Below are 14,663 nucleotides of genomic sequence, written 5' to 3'. Positions count from 1 at the left end.
GGGCCCGCGTGTACGCCCCCTTCGTGAACGCCCCTCACCCCCTCACCACCAGCCCCACCGCACCACCCCTGGAGTGCCTGACTTGCCCTCTCCTGCCCCGATAGCCCCGACCACCGTCCGCGGCAGCCGTTCCATCCGCGTCGGCGTCGTCCTGCTCGCCGCCGTCGCCTTCGCCCTCTCCTACGACGCCCTGCGCCAGATGGCCGTCGCCAGCCACGTGCGCGGGCTGCTCACCTACCTCTTCCCCCTGGTGATCGACGGCTTCATCGCCATCGGCATCGTCGCCCTGCTCATCCTGCGCACCGCCCCGCTGCGCTCCCGCCTCTACGTGTGGACGCTCGTCGGCCTGGCCACCAGCACCAGCATCGGCGCCAACGTCGTCCACGCCATCGGCCTCAACGAGGGCACCCGCCTCCACCTCAACAACACCACCGCCGGCACCCTGTCCGCCATCGCCCCGCTCGCCCTCGCCGGCGCCGTCCACCTCTACCTCGTCATCAACCGCCACCTCGCCGCCAACAGCGCCATGGCGGAAGAGCCCGCCGCCACGCCGCCCACCACCTCCGCCACGCCAAGGCGGAGCCGCCAGACCCTCCACGAACAGGCAGACGACGCCAGCACAGCCCCGCCCGCCAAGGCGAGCAACGCACCCACGCCCGAGGCCAAGTCCGCCACCACGGCGCCGACCGCCAAGAGGGCGCCCAAGGCGGCCCAGCGCAAACGCACCGTCCCAGAAGAGGAGCTGCTCGCCATGGCCCGCGCCATCGGCGCCGAGACCGGCGAAGTCCCCCGCACCGCCTTGGAGAAGGCGGTCAGGGCCAAGGGCTACACGATCAGTAAAGACGACGCCCAGAAGACCGCCGCCACCGTCAGGGCGGAACTGAACGCCGCCAAGAACGCCATCGCCGTCTGAACGCCACCCCAGAACGCCAGGCGGTGGCGAACCACGTACCGCCACCGCCCGGCACAGCCGACCAAGCGCCGCCGCCAGCCCGCTTCCCGCACGTACGGCTCTTCACCCGAACCACGCCAACCGCCAAGCCACCCGCGCCAAGGCCGCTCCTCACGGCCACGCAGAACCAACCCCGGCTCAGCCATACCCGGCTCCGCCACCGCGCGTACAACCCACCTCCCGCACGACTCCTCGGAGATCAACCCCATGCACCACGAACACCACGAACATCCCGCCACACCTGGCACTGCAACCCCAGCCGAATCGGCAGCAAGTTGGAGGTCCGGACACTCCCCCGCAGGGGGAGCGCCCGAACCCGACCCCGCCCCGGGGGTGGCGGGACCCGATCGGCACCAGGGGGCGCCGGACGGGAAGGCTGCGGCCGAGGGCGGACCGCAGCCGGGCAAGGCCGGCCACAAGGCCAGGACCAGGAAGAGCAAGCCGCGCCCGCGCGACAAAAAGCAGCGCCCCGCCCACAGCGTCCGCCTCAACGAGCACGAACTCGCCATCATCCGATCCGGCGCCGACCACGTCGGCATGAGCGTGGCCGGGTTCCTGGCCCACTCCGCCCTGGCCGCCGCCCGCGACCAGTCCCGCACCGCAGCGGCCATCGCCACCGAGCGCGATGTCCTGACCGCGCTGTTCGGCGTACGTCGTCAGCTCGGCTGGGCCGGCAGCAACGTCAACCAGATCGTCAAGGCCCTCAACTCCGGTGCTGAGGCAACGCACTTCGCCGCCGCTCTCGCCGATCTGCGACGCGCCGCGCAGGCCGTCCAACGGGCGGCCGACCAGATCACCAACCGGCGGGAGGATCAGGCGGCTTGATCCCCCGGATCCACCAGCAGGGCAGCAACACCCTCGGCCTCCTGCACTACCTGTACGGCAAGGGCACCCACGAGGAACACATCGACCCCCACCTGGTCGCCTCCTTCGACAACATGGCCCCCGACCCCGGCCGCGACCCCTCGGTGACGAAGAAGGACCTCCAGCACCTCCTCGACCAGCCCCTGTCCCTCCTCGGCCCCGGGCAGCGCCCGGACAAGCACGTCTGGCACTGCTCCGTGCGCGCCGCCCCCGACGACCCGGTCCTCAGCGACGGGCAGTGGGCCGAGATCGCCCGCCGCATGGTCGCCGCCACCGGCATCGACCCCGGCGACGGCGCCGGCTGCCGCTGGGCCGCCGTCCGCCACGCCGACGATCACATCCACATCATCGCCACCCTCGTCCGCGAGGACGGCCGCCGTCCCGATCACCACCGCTCCGGCAAGCGCGCCCAGGCCGAGGCCCGCCGCATCGAAGCCGAGTATGGCCTGCACCGCGTCACCCCTGGTGACGGCACCGCCGCCAAGCGGCCCACCAGCGCCGAACGCCACAAGGCCGAGCGCCAGGGCAGGGAGCGCACCGTGCGGGAGGAGCTGCGCGAAACCGTCCGCCGCGCAGTGGCCGGCGTGACCGGCGAGGAGGAGTTCTTCGACCGGCTGGCCGCCGCCGGCCTGCTGATCCGCAAGCGCGTCGCGCCCTCCGGTGACCTGCTCGGCTACAAGGTCGCCCTCACCGACGACCGCAACAAGGACGGCGAGCCGGTCTTCTACGCCGGCTCCACACTCGCACCCGACCTGTCCCTGCCCCGCATCCGCGAACGCTGGACCCTTCCCGCAGAGACCGCTGTCTCGGCTCACGACTCCCGGCCGGAGCAATCCGTCCTGCCGGACGTGACGGGTCCCGCGTTCGCGCGGCGCCGGGCCACCGCCGCCACCTGGCAGGCCCTGCTGATCATCGACCACGGCGACGACGGCACGGCGGCAGCCCAGATCGCCGCGGCAGGAGAGATCCTGGACGCGCTCGCCAAGACCTCCGCCGCCCACACCCGCGCCGAACTGCGCGATGCGGCCTTCGCGTTCGAGCGGGCCAGCCGCTCCCACATCAAGGCCGTACGCGGGTACGACCGCGCCCTGCGCCAGGCCGCCCGCGATCTCGTCCACAGCGGGCCCGCCCTCGGCCGCGGCGAAGACGGCGCCACCACCGCCATGCTCATCGACATGGCCTTCTTCCTCGCCACCGCCGCAGCGAACTGGCACGCCAGGAAGCACCACAGCCAGCAGGCCGCCGCCGCCCAACAAGCCGGCGAACACCTCCGCGCCGCCTACCAAGCCGCCGCAGGTGAATCCATGGCCGTCCTCCGCCAGCGAGGCCAACGTCTGGCCCCGCGTGTTCGGCAGCGGCACGCCGGCCTTCTCCACCAGGTGCTGCCGGAGCTGGCCGAACGGATCCAGGCCGAGGCCGGCTGGCTCGCCCTGGCCGCCACCCTCGACGACGCCCGCAGAGCCGGCCACGACCCGGCCGCCCTACTCACCGAAGCCGCCCGACGGCGCGAGCTCGATACCGCCACCTCCATCAGCGACGTCCTCGTCTGGCGGCTGCGGCGCAGCGCCCACCTGCCCGCCCTACCCGAAAGCCCCCAGGACACCCCTCCCCGAGGCAGTCGGCGCCCAGGGTCCCCAGCGCCCAGCAACCTGCCAACGCCGAGCGCTGTCACCGATTTCAGCCACCGACGCTGACCGGAAGGCGACGGAACATAGCCGGTCGCAGGTACGGACCGGCCCCAGCCACGGGCCGTGACGCGCAGGTAACGCCGGAACAAGGCACCGCAGCGCGAAGCCGGGCCTCCCGTTTGGGAGGCCCGGCTTTGGCACGCGTCAAGCTGCTGCGCCACAAGCTCGGCCAGCTCCGCGTGCTCCAGGCACCGACGGCAGTCGGCTGTGTCATCGGATGTGGCGATAGCCAAGGTCGTGTCAACCCGAGTCGCTAGCCTGGACGTTGCCGCCTGGACGAGCCGGCCCCTGCGGCCCTTCACACGTCGGAGGTGGTGGGTGGCGATGAGTGTTCCTCCCCAGCAAGGCCCGGCTGACGATCTCGTGCCGGCGTGGGGGCGCAAGCTGACGGTGCCGTGTCCGGCCTGTGGCCTTCCCACGCACCGTCATCGGACCATGGACTACGACGGGATCAACATCTACCGCCCCCAGGCAGGGGCCGCCCCCGTCTCCGCTATTGAGGGCGAGGAACCCGACAAGGAAGTGGCGTGGATCGCCTTGATGCCGGGCGAGTACCCGGCTCGGCACTTCGCCGACCGCGAGGTCTACCATCTCGCCGGCGGGATCGCCTGGCCGGGACCTCACCACCGTGACTATGGCACCGCCAAGGTGGCTCACGATGCCTGCTGCCCGGGCCTGCACCGTAGCCAGCCCACCACCAGCCCGGGCGCGGGCGAGCTGTGGCGGGCGATGCGGCTCCGGCTGGCCCGAAGCCCACGGCAAGCCGCTGATCAAGGGCTCTGGTCCCGGCACAGTGGCACGACGGATCCCCGGTAGGTGCCGAAGACGAAGGAGAGGTCCGCCCATGAACCACGCCCAAGTCGCCGCGCTGGGTCGTGCTCTACGCGTCGCCGGTGAACACGAACAGCGGCTCACCGGCGGCAAGGCCGTCCCCAACGTGGAGGAGATCCGCCAGGACCTCGAACGCGCGCTGGCCCTGCTGGACGAGACGATCAGCACGCCCAAGCCGGTCACCCGATGCTCCGAACACCCGAACGGACCGGTCGACCCCGACGCCGCAGACCTGTGCCTGCTCTGCGAGACCCGCCGCCGGGCAGGTCGTCGTACACCGCCCCGACCGCGCTTCGCCGACCCCGACGACGAAGCCCCCGCAGCGCGGGTGCAGTCTCGGCACCGGCTACGCGCCGAACAGCCCGAGCCGCAAAAGCGCTGGATCCCCGAGATGTGGAATGGGCAAGCCTGGCAGGTGTGCGGAACACCTCGACGCAGCGAGTCGGAGGCACAGGAGTACCTGGCGCAGCTGCGGCAAGGGCCGCATCCGGCAACCGCCTACCGGCTGGTGTACGCGTTCACCGATCACAACGTCGTACGTGTCTGGGGCACCCCAACCTTCCGCCAGCAGGTCGACCTGTGACTCGCGAAGAGGCGGCCAGCGGTGAGCAACGCCTGGATCTGGCCCGGATGATGCTGCGGCGGGCCAGGGAAGATGCCCGTCTGCACCGTTTCACCGAGCGATCGGCTTCCCCTGCCGTTCGCAGGCAACTGCGCGGACGGACACCACCGGTGCAGCTCGGGCAGGCGTTGCTTGAGATGTTCTCCGAGCACGGGCTCTGGAGCGAGACCGAGGCGACGCTGCTCAACTGCTGGGTCTCCGTGGCCGGACCTCTGGTCGGCCACGTGGACCTAGCAGGCTTCGACCGGAAATCTGGAACCCTCACACTGTGCGGGTCCTCCACCGTCTGGATCACCCAGGTCAAGCTCCTGGCAGACGCTCTCATCCAACGGATCAACGTCGAACTCGGCTCCCAGACCGTACGCCGGATCCGTCTGGTGAAGAGGGACATCACCGGCCCTCTACGGCCCTCCGCCCTATCGCCTTCCGCCCGCCCGGACGGTACACACGCGCGGCGATGGCAGCCAGCACCAGCGTTGCCCGACCCTGCCATCCAAGCCGCCGTTCAACGCCAAAGGCAGCTCCTTCCGCGCGAACCCGCGCGTCGGCCGTGAACCGTAAAGTTCCTCGGCCGGCACGGCAACGGGAAGTGAGCGTCATTATCCCCACGAGGGCCATAGAGACGATCAGCTCCTGCCGTCGGGGCGCCGCAGATACGCTCACCTCTGGCCACTTGCCTGGCCACTCGGGGAGAAGATACGAGGAGGGGGATTCCAAGGTGACCGTCGAGGACGCCGATACCGCACTGCACCACCCGCACGATCTGCACGCCGAGAAAGGCGTCCTGAAGGCGATGCTGCGGTCGAAGGACGCGATCGCCGACATCGTCGAAGTCCTCAACGGCCACGACTTCTACCGGCCTGCCCACGCCCTGCTCTACAACACGATCCTCGACCTGTACGGGCGCAGCCAGCCAACGGATCCCGCTGCGGTGATCGCCCACCTCAGCGACCAGGAACAGCTGGACGAAGCCGGGGGTGCCGCCTACATCACCGCGCTGGTCGACGGCCCTTCACCTTCGCGGAAGTGGATCGCCGACGCCGAACGCGTGGAAAACGCTGCCCTGCTGCGCCGCACGAAGGCCGCTGCTATCCACATCGAAGACCTGGTCGCCGATGCGGAGCCGGACTCGGCGGACCGGATCGCGGACGCTGCGCAGGCGGAGATCTTCGCGGCGACCACGCGGCGTCCCCTGCTGCCCCCAGCAAGTCCTCTGGGGGACGTCATGAAAGACACACTCGACTGGATCGAGGCAACTGGCAGCCGTGACGCGATCCTGCCGGGTGTGCCCACAGGCTTCACCGACCTGGACGCTCTGACTGGCGGACTCCACTCCGGTCAGTTCATCGTCGTCGCGGCCCGGCCGGCCATGGGCAAGTCCACGCTCGCGCTGGATTTCCTGCGCAACGCCAGCATCACGCATAACCTGCCTACGGCCCTGTTCACGCTCGAAGCCGACCGCAAGGAAGTCGGCATGCGGATCCTGTCAGCGGAAGCCCGTGTCTCCCTCTTCCACATTCGCTCCGGCACGTGCACCGATGAGGACTGGACCCGGATGGCCCGCCGGATGCCCGACATCAGCGCCGCGCCCATCTACATCCAGGACGGCTCCTACGCCAACCTGCACGACCTTCGAGCCCACTGCCGATACCTGCACAGCCGTATGGGCGTCCAACTCATCGTGGTCGACGCCGTTCACATGCTCACTTTCGGTACGAGGCAGCTCAACTCGCGCTACGAGGAAATCTCCGAGATCGCCCGCTGCCTGAAACTGCTGGCCAAAGAACTTCGGCTGCCCATCGTCGCCATCTCCACCCTCAACCGGGGACCGGAACAGCGCACTGACAAGAAGCCCATGATCAGTGACCTGCGAGACTCCGGGGCACTCGAAGACAACGCCGACGTGGTCATCCTGCTCCACCGCGAAGACGCCTACGAGAAGGAGTCTCCGCGCGCCGGGGAGGCCGATCTCATCGTTGCCAAGCACCGGCACGGTCCCACTGCCACCATCACGGTCGCCTTCCAGGGCCACTACTCCCGCTTCGTCGACATGGCGCAGACATAGCCGGGGACTTGTAGGGTCTCGCGGCTGATGTCGTAATCTCATGGGCCGTGTCGTACCGATGTCGTATACGACATCACCGTGAGACTAGCGCGTGGGTGCTGCTGCTCAGCGCCTCGTCTCGTACCTGGTCAGGACCACGCCGCCGGGAAACGTCCGCGTCTCCACCAGGTTCAGGTTCACCCAGCTGTCCAGCGCGGTGAAGAACGGCGTGCCGCTGCCCACCAGGACCGGATGGGCGGCGATCACGTACTCGTCGATCAGCCCGGCGCGCATGGCCGCCCCGGCGAGCGTTGCGCCGCCGATGTTCATTGGGCCGCCGTCCTCGGCCTTGAGCCGGGTGATCTCGGCGATCGCGTCGCCGGTGACCAGGCGGGTGTTCCAGTCGACCTTGTCGATCGTCGAGGAGAACACCACCTTCGGCGTGTCCCGCCAGTTCCGCGCGAACTCGATCTCCGCCGGGGTGGCGTTGGGCTGCTGGTCGCCGGTCGGCCAGTAGGAGCTCATCGTCTTCCATAGCTTGCGCCCGTACAGCGACAGGCCACTCGCCTGCTCGTGGTCGAGCCACCACTGGAACAGCTCGTCGCTCGGCGGTCCGCCCCAGCCGATGTCGTCGCCGGTCGCGGCGATGTAGCCGTCCAGGGTCAGGTTCATGCCGTAGATCAGTTTCCGCATGGCCCAGCCTTCCGTCCGTGGGTGTCCGGCGTATAGACCAGCGCGGCGCGGGAAACTCATCGGTGCGCGATCTGGGCTCGCCGGTAGCCCTCGTGCTCGGGGCTCAGCGTGGTGTACCCGGCCGACACGGGCGAGCCGCCTGATCTCGACCTCGCCCTCGCGAGGAAATGCCACGGATTTGAGACTGATCATGGGTGACAGGGCCGTGAGACAGCCAAGAACGCCCAGGTCACGCAAGATCGGCATGTCACGAGCGGCGAGACCCTACAGACTCGCTGCCCACGTCAACCAAGGCCGTAACGCGAGGAAGACGACGCCGGGACGAGACACCGAAACACGAAGCCGGGCCTCCCCAACGGGAGGCCCGGCTTCAATGCGTTGGATGCCCTCAGCTGGCTGGAGCGCGCAGGAGCCGGTCGCGTGTGCTCTCCGGCAGCACCCGGCGCAGGACCGGTGCGCGGGAGCTGAGGGAGTAGGCGAACGCGGCGACGAGGTCGTGCGGCACGCTGGCGCCGAACGAAGCCGCCCACAGGTAGCCCGCGCCGGGCACCGGCTCGGCCCATGCCTGCCACCCGGCCAGGACCGCCTCGTCCGCCTCGGTCACCAGGGCGAGCGGGTTGGCGTCCTGAATGAGGGGCGGCACCTCACCGAGGCAAATGTGGGAGGCGAACGTCGGATCCATCGCCCTCGCGCCGGGCCGGTCGATGTTGCGCAGCCAACCGTGCGCCGTGACCGCGTCGAGGACCAGCTCGGGGCCGCCGAGCGGCACGGCGGGCTGATCCCGGGCGTCGAGCGCGGCAAGGAAGTCGGCGAGGACCTCCCCGGGGACATCGGGAGTGAAGTAGGCCGACCACTGGGCGAGCGGGCTGCTCGGGTCGGTACGAGCGGAGACCTGCCAGGCGATCGGCAAGCTGCCCAGATGGAACGGCTCGTCCGGCAGGACCCACTGCGCCCACCGCAGGGTGTCGGGGCTGATGTGCAGGACGGTGCTGCGCAGGACCTGACGGTCCTCTGGTGCCTCGTCCGGCTCCTGTCGGCCGCGGACGATCGTCAGGCTCGTCCAGCCCAGGCCAGCGAGCATGTCGGCGACGGCGTCGTAGAGACGTCCGTCGTCACCGGCCAGATGCCGGGGACCGACCCAGTACGCGGACGGGACGCTGATCGGGGCGGATAGGTCGAAAGGAAAGTCGGGATGCAGGGGCGCCTCCAAGGGCTTGTGGGGTGCTGCTTGCCACCGACGGCGCGGCGGCGCCTTGGACGGGAGCCTGCCGGGTCGGCTTTACGGTGGCCTCGGGTGGCGGATGACCGAGCCGCGTGTCCGCCTCCGGCCTTCGGCGAGGTGGACGACGGAGACCGTCCGAGGGTCTCCGACATGAGCCTCTGGCGTCACACCTGCTGGGAGGTCTCCAGCACACGAGCCACGGCGGCGGCGACGATGTCGGCCGGCGTCTCGGTGTCGAAGGACATCTGGTAGCCGCGCACCTTGGCCGTACCGGTAACGGCGATCTTCCATCCCTCGCCCTCGGTGCCCGGGCGGCCGGACGGGAACCTTCCAAGGTAGAAGCGCCCATCCTTCGAGTTGACGTGCACGTCCGCACGGTCGTCCACGACCAGGTTGAAATCGTCGGCGGAGAACTGATCCATCACGAGCGTGGGCTGGCCCGGGCCGAGCTGCCACTCACGCAACCGCAGGGCCTCGGCGGTGGTGGAGAATCCGGGACTCCGGGGTGGCGCAGTCACGGGCAATCACCTCTTTGACCTGGTGGTTTGCAAGAAGGTCGTCTACGTTGACATGTCCTTGCGCCCGGCGGCCAGTCATTCGCGGATCTTTGCTGTCTGCCCCCGGCGAACTGGGGTACGGGTCATTCCCCGCGTGGCTCGGGGTCGCGTGCGCGCGGTCCGCCGCAGCCCGCTCCGTCACGCCTCGTCAAGGTCACCGTCGACGGGCGCCAAACGGAATGGCGCCGACCCACCGAGTGGGCCGGCGCCGGGTCTCATCGACGAGCACCGCGGCCGAGGGGATCAGTTGATTCGCGCGCCCCTCGACCAGGGCCGCCTGCTCCTGGGGGGAGAGGTCGGAGAGGTCCAGAGAGCGCCTGGCCGTTGTCTCACTGAGCAGCTGCGCGACCGTATAGTCCTCGCCCAGGTCCGCCCCATCGAGGATGTGCATGACACGGGCGACAGACTCACTCAAACGGCTCATGGCGCCTATACGCTCCTGGATCGGACAACTGGCCTGGCCAGTATGGGATTGGAAATGCCCCTCCGCGAGTGAGTTCTTGATTGCCACCGCCGCCACACGCTCCGTATCCTGCTGGGCAACGCGTTGACGGAGACGAGTAGCCAGGGATCACGCGAGAAGAGAGAGCCGCCGGTAGCTGGGAAGGTGGTCTCGCGCCCCGAGGTGAAGACCCTCCCGAGCGCGGGGAGGAACGGCCCCCTCCGGTGGCCCAATGCCCCGCCGGCCGGCCCCCGTCACCGGGCCGAATGAGGTCGCCACTTCGTGGCGGCGAAAGTGCGGTGGCACCGCGAGTTGCCCTTCTCGCCCGCACTCCCAAGGGATCATGACGACGTCCTTCGGAGGACCGAATGATCCACAGCCGCGTACACGTCTCCGACCTGCGAGAACACGTCGGCCGTACCGTCACTGTCTGCGGGTGGGTGAACACGCTCCGCCTGCAGCGCAAGATGCAGTTCGTCATCGTGCGGGACAGCACCGGCATGGTGCAGGTGACCCACAAGCGCGACGATGGGCCGCTGGAGGCCCAGCTCGAAGCCCTCACCCCCGAGTCCGCCATCCGTATCACCGGCCGCGTCGTGGACGCCGCCCAGGTCAAGCTCGGCGGCCTGGAGATCGTGCCTGAAGCGGTCGAGGTCCTGAACCCGGCCGCGACGCCGCTACCGATCGACGAGCACACCGGCCTGGAGCAGCGCATGGACTGGCGCTTCCTGGACGTGCGCCGCCGTCCCGCTGCCCAGCTGATGTTCGCCGTGCAGACCAGCCTGGAGCAGGGCATGCGCGAGTACGCCTACGCGCAGGGCGCCACCGAGATGCACACCCCCAAGCTCATGGGCACCGCCTCGGAGTCCGGCGCGGAGGTCTTCGAGCTCGGCTACTTCGGCCGCAGCGCCTACCTGGCGCAGTCGCCGCAGTTCTACAAGCAGATGGCGATCTCGGCCGGGATCGAGAAGGTCTTCGAGATCGGACCGGTCTTCCGCGCGGAGCCGTCGTTCACCTCCCGGCACGCCACCGAGTTCACGGGCGTCGACGTGGAGCTGGCTTGGATCGACGGCGTCGAGGACGTGATGGCGTTCGAGGAGCAGATGCTCGGCCACACGATCGCCAAGGTCGCCGACGCGCACGGCGAGGCGATCGCCGAGCACTTCGGTGTCGAGGTCACCGTCCCCACGACGCCTTTTCCCCGCGTCACCATGGCCGAGGCGCACGAGATCCTACGTAAGGGCGGCTGGGACCCGGCAGGGATCAAGGAGGACCTGGACCCGGAGGGCGAGCGGAGCATCTCGGCTCACATCAAGGAGGCCACCGGGCACGAGTTCGTGTTCATCACGCACTACCCGATCGGCATCCGGCCCTTCTACCATATGCGGCCGGCCGACGACCCGGGCGTGACCTTGAGCTTCGACCTGCTGTGGAAGGGCTTGGAGGTGACCACCGGCGCTCAGCGCGAGCACCGCTACGACGTGCTGCTGAAGCAGGCCGCCGAGAAGGGCATGAGCTCGGAGCCGCTGCAGGACTACCTGAACGCGTTCCGGTACGGGTGCCCGCCGCACGGGGGCCTCGGCATGGGCCTCGGTCGGGTGCTGATGGTGATGCTCGGCCTGGACTCGATCCGCGAGGCCACCTTCCTCTTCCGCGGGCCGAACCGGCTTACCCCCTAGCCGGTCGTGAGTGCGTCCCACGACACGGGCGAGCGCCTCGTGTCGTGGGACGCGGTCTCAGTAGCGGACGTTGCGCAGGTCGTGCGTCCATGCCTCGGCGGGGTTCTTGTCCCAGTAGGCCCGCAGCGCCCCCTCACGCTCGGAGAAGAGGCCCTGGTGGCTCAGGCCACCGTGGGAGAGGGTGACGCTCGTGGCGAGCGCTGACTCGGTGGTGACCCAGTGGGGTGTGAGAGCGTGACTCCACAGCTGCTCTCCGGGCCGCATGGTGACGGAGTGGCGATCGGCCACGTCGTGCTCGGGTGGCTCCTCGCCGGTGGTCTCGCCGATGACCGCGGCGTCGGCCGGCAGGTGCTTGTCGGGGTCGAGGTAGCTGTGGAACGTCTTGGTGCCGTGGACCTGCCAGACCAGGCCGTGCGAGTTGTCGTTGTGATAGGTCGAGGACGCGCCCTCGGTGGACAGGAACAGGATGGGTGCCAGGCGCTGCCAGGTGAAGCCCCGGGCGGACAGGTGGGTGCGCCAGGGGATCATGACCTCCTCCTGGAAGCCGCTCAGGAGGTCGTCGTAGAAGCGACTGAGGTTGAAGTGCACCAACCGAAACGGCCAGGTGACGATCTCTTCGAGCGGGGCGGTGCGGAAGGCAGCGGTGCGGTCCATGCGCACCTGCCAGTCGTCGTCCCCAAGGATCGTGAACCGGACCTCCTCGTCCTTGCGGACGTGGTCCAGGACGTCGACGGCGGGCAGGAACGTGTAGTCGAAGAGAACGTCCAGCGGGAAATTCGGCGGCTGCCGCCACCGGCGGGTGAAGTCGTCGGGTGTCGTGATCGTCATAGGGCAGTCCATGGAGTCGTGTGCGTTGGGCCGTCTTCACGCCTGAGCGACACACGACGCACTGCGTTCGTCGGACGCGGCGGAGGGGCGGCAGATGGCAGCGCAGTCCGGGGTCACGCGGTCCTGCGCCGGAGCGGTCAGGAAGTACCTGATCGCGGCACGGGGCGCGTTGACGCTGACCGACGCCTGGCCGTAGGGGCAGCGCCGTATGCGACCGTCGGCGGACACGTACGCGGTCGCCGAGCGGCACGACCACCGCTCACCCCCAGCCGGGGGGAGCTGCAGGTCCCGCAGCTCGTTGAGGTAGGCCCGGTACCGGCCGGACAGGTTGAAGTGGCGGTCCAGCAGGTCGGCGTCGAGGTGCTGCCGCACCAGATAGTCCTGGACCGATTTGCCCTCGCGGCGCAGGGCGCGCTCGTCGAGGACGACAGGGCTGAACTGGATCTCCACCTTTGCCTCGGACACGAGGCCGTCCAGTTCCTCGCACTCGCCGTCGCTCAGGTCCCAGCAGGTGATGTGCAGGATCTTCGAGTCGGTACTGACGGCGCGCAGCGTGTCGATGCCCGAGGCCGCTGTGCGGGTCGTGCGTCCCAGCAGCATCGCGCCCTGTGAGTCGGCGGAGACGGTCACGTTGGCCAGCAGATGCGCTGTCTGGGAGAGGGCGGTGACCTCGGCCACGGTGCGGGCTGAGGTCACCATCGACACCGACATTCCGAACTGGTGGGCCAGCCGTAGGAGCTGCCGCAGCCGCGGATGGTGCGTCGGTTCGCCCCCACTCAGGCACACCCCCTCCACGCCCGCTTCCTTCAGCCGCGACAGCGTGCGGGCGTAGGTCGCGGTGTCGAGGAAGCCGTGGGCGCGGTCGGCCCGGAAGCAGAACCCGCAGGCCACCTTGCAGTGCCCGGCCGTGGAGACGAGTGCCGTACGGACCTGCGTGTTCATTGCACCCCCGAGTTGTCCCACACGGCGATCTCCACGGTGCTCGCGTAGAACGCGCACATCTCGGGGTCCGGGGTGCTGCCGCCGATGAGGGACTGCTCGTTGCGGGACGGCCCGCCGCAGATGGCGAGCGCCGGGCAGTTCCCGCACTCGGGGATGGGAGCGACCTTCTTCGCCACGCCGGCCAGGCTCCCCGGATCGGCTCGCACCTCATCAAGGGTGCGCAGGAAGGACGGCTCGGTGAAGTTGATGTCGCACAGACTGACCCGGTTGCCGGGCAGCAGGGCAGCGTTCAGACTGCGGTCGCCCTGCATGTGGTCGAACAGCATCGGACGACGGGTGTCCAGGGCCTGGAAGGCGCGGTCCAGGACGGAGAACAGCATCCCGCCCCGTGCCAGGGCGGTCAGCCTGGCCTCGTACAACTCGCGAGCCAGATCAGCGCCGTTGACCTGCCAGCGGCCCGCGGTCGGAATGGGCGTGTTGACGTAGATGAACTCCAACCCGAGGTCATCGATGATCCACCGAACGGTCTCGGCGAGGCGTCCGATGTTCGCGGCCGTCGGCGTGAGGTTGCAGCCCACGTGCAGCCCCTCGGCCTCGACGAACCGGGCGACGTTTCGGCGAATCCGGTCGTCTGCGGGCTGACCACCGAGCAGAAGGCGGTGCGCGGAGTTGATGCCCGGAGGGCCATCGATGGAGATGCCTACGCCGTATTCGTACGCGATGAAATGGTCGAGAGCCTCATCCGTGAGGCGGGCGCCATTGGTGACGACTGTTCGCCGCACCCTGGTCACGTCATAGCGTTCGGCGAGGGTGTCGGCCAGCTGGTCGCCGAAGCGCATGAGGTCGAAGCGGATGGTCGGCTCGCCGCCGAACCACTGGATGGACACCTCATCCTGCCCGGTGTTCTGCTCGAACAGGAACTCCAGCCCTGCCGAGAGCTCCTCCTTCGTCATGTCCGGCTTACCGGTGTTCGTGTCGACGAAGCAGTAGGTGCAGGCCATGTTGCAGCGGTCGGTGAGGACCACGCGTAGGCCGCTGATGCGGCAGGGGGCGGCGTCGAGGCCGAGGAGTCGAAGTCGGTCACGGAGTGCTTCACGCCGGTCGGCCATGGGGCCTTCGGGGGTGAAGCCGAGCCCTGCGAGGGCTTCATGGGTCGCGGTCGGGGGGACCCCGGCGAGGTCGAGAACCTCGCCGGAGTCGATGAACACACTGTCCAGCGTGACCGGATCGAGGAGAACCGCTTCCCCGCCCCGCTCGTACTGGAAGTACTTCCCCCACAGCATCCGGGGGACGGCCATG

The 14,663-nt window shown here is 69.2% G+C and carries 15 protein-coding genes; 8 read left to right on the top strand and 7 right to left on the bottom strand.

All coding sequences use genetic code 11. The features are described 5' to 3' along the window. Positions 1–73: 73 nt before the first annotated feature. From ACIOWN_RS11190 to dnaB, 7 genes are all read left to right on the top strand, one after another. Positions 74–913 (top strand): DUF2637 domain-containing protein, encoded by an 840-nt coding sequence (locus ACIOWN_RS11190; RefSeq protein ID WP_401981652.1) that lies wholly within the window; start codon positions 74–76, stop codon positions 911–913. A gap of 372 nt (positions 914–1,285) precedes the next feature. Then, positions 1,286–1,777 (top strand): mobilization protein, encoded by a 492-nt coding sequence (locus ACIOWN_RS11185; RefSeq protein ID WP_401981650.1) that lies wholly within the window; start codon positions 1,286–1,288, stop codon positions 1,775–1,777. Beyond that, positions 1,774–3,510: a relaxase/mobilization nuclease domain-containing protein gene (locus ACIOWN_RS11180; protein ID WP_401981647.1), complete on the top strand. Its 1,737-nt coding sequence runs from the start codon at positions 1,774–1,776 to the stop codon at positions 3,508–3,510. The genes ACIOWN_RS11185 and ACIOWN_RS11180 overlap by 4 nt, the downstream gene beginning before the upstream one ends. Before the next feature lie 429 nt (positions 3,511–3,939). Next, positions 3,940–4,320, top strand: coding sequence for a DUF6083 domain-containing protein (locus ACIOWN_RS11175; protein ID WP_401981644.1), 381 nt, complete (start codon positions 3,940–3,942; stop codon positions 4,318–4,320). A gap of 28 nt (positions 4,321–4,348) precedes the next feature. Then, complete coding sequence (locus tag ACIOWN_RS11170; protein ID WP_401981642.1) at positions 4,349–4,918, top strand: hypothetical protein; 570 nt, start codon at positions 4,349–4,351, stop codon at positions 4,916–4,918. Next, on the top strand, positions 4,915–5,511 hold the full coding sequence (locus ACIOWN_RS11165) for a DciA family protein (protein WP_111005977.1): 597 nt from the start codon (positions 4,915–4,917) through the stop codon (positions 5,509–5,511). The genes ACIOWN_RS11170 and ACIOWN_RS11165 overlap by 4 nt, the downstream gene beginning before the upstream one ends. Before the next feature lie 164 nt (positions 5,512–5,675). After that, positions 5,676–7,022 carry a replicative DNA helicase gene (gene dnaB, locus ACIOWN_RS11160; protein ID WP_401981639.1) on the top strand — a complete coding sequence of 449 codons (1,347 nt, stop codon included), beginning with the start codon at positions 5,676–5,678 and terminating at the stop codon, positions 7,020–7,022. Between the two features lie 105 nt (positions 7,023–7,127). Here dnaB and ACIOWN_RS11155 read toward each other — a convergent pair whose 3' ends face one another. The 4 genes from ACIOWN_RS11155 to ACIOWN_RS11140 all read right to left on the bottom strand — a co-directional run bounded on the left by ACIOWN_RS11155 (position 7,128) and on the right by ACIOWN_RS11140 (position 9,897). Beyond that, positions 7,128–7,694, bottom strand: coding sequence for a dihydrofolate reductase family protein (locus ACIOWN_RS11155; RefSeq protein WP_401981637.1), 567 nt, complete (start codon positions 7,692–7,694; stop codon positions 7,128–7,130). A 388-nt stretch (positions 7,695–8,082) separates the two neighbouring features. Next, positions 8,083–8,904, bottom strand: coding sequence for a DUF317 domain-containing protein (locus ACIOWN_RS11150; RefSeq protein WP_401981634.1), 822 nt, complete (start codon positions 8,902–8,904; stop codon positions 8,083–8,085). 176 nt (positions 8,905–9,080) lie between these two features. Beyond that, complete coding sequence (locus tag ACIOWN_RS11145; protein WP_401981631.1) at positions 9,081–9,434, bottom strand: DUF317 domain-containing protein; 354 nt, start codon at positions 9,432–9,434, stop codon at positions 9,081–9,083. Positions 9,435–9,627: 193 nt separating this feature from the next. After that, positions 9,628–9,897 carry a hypothetical protein gene (locus ACIOWN_RS11140; protein ID WP_401981629.1) on the bottom strand — a complete coding sequence of 90 codons (270 nt, stop codon included), beginning with the start codon at positions 9,895–9,897 and terminating at the stop codon, positions 9,628–9,630. A gap of 386 nt (positions 9,898–10,283) precedes the next feature. Here ACIOWN_RS11140 and aspS point away from each other — a divergent pair, with 386 nt between their 5' ends. Next, complete coding sequence (aspS, locus tag ACIOWN_RS11135; protein ID WP_401981626.1) at positions 10,284–11,594, top strand: aspartate--tRNA(Asn) ligase; 1,311 nt, start codon at positions 10,284–10,286, stop codon at positions 11,592–11,594. A 57-nt stretch (positions 11,595–11,651) separates the two neighbouring features. On the opposite strand, the gene ACIOWN_RS11130 is transcribed toward aspS, so the two are convergent. Genes ACIOWN_RS11130 through ACIOWN_RS11120 form a run of 3 tightly spaced genes read right to left on the bottom strand, consistent with a single transcriptional unit; the run spans position 11,652 to position 14,662 of the window. Beyond that, positions 11,652–12,422, bottom strand: coding sequence for a hypothetical protein (locus ACIOWN_RS11130; RefSeq protein ID WP_401981623.1), 771 nt, complete (start codon positions 12,420–12,422; stop codon positions 11,652–11,654). 36 nt (positions 12,423–12,458) lie between these two features. Further along, positions 12,459–13,364 carry a radical SAM protein gene (locus ACIOWN_RS11125; RefSeq protein ID WP_401981620.1) on the bottom strand — a complete coding sequence of 302 codons (906 nt, stop codon included), beginning with the start codon at positions 13,362–13,364 and terminating at the stop codon, positions 12,459–12,461. Beyond that, positions 13,361–14,662 carry a radical SAM protein gene (locus ACIOWN_RS11120; protein WP_401981617.1) on the bottom strand — a complete coding sequence of 434 codons (1,302 nt, stop codon included), beginning with the start codon at positions 14,660–14,662 and terminating at the stop codon, positions 13,361–13,363. Before ACIOWN_RS11120 ends, ACIOWN_RS11125 begins: the two co-directional genes overlap by 4 nt. Position 14,663 lies beyond the last annotated feature (1 nt).

This window comes from Streptomyces sp. NPDC087787 (assembly GCF_044743035.1).
In the GTDB taxonomy this organism is placed as follows: Bacteria; Actinomycetota; Actinomycetes; order Streptomycetales; family Streptomycetaceae; genus Streptomyces.
Note: the sequence above shows the minus strand (reverse complement) of the source record. Positions and strands in the feature narration are given on the sequence as shown.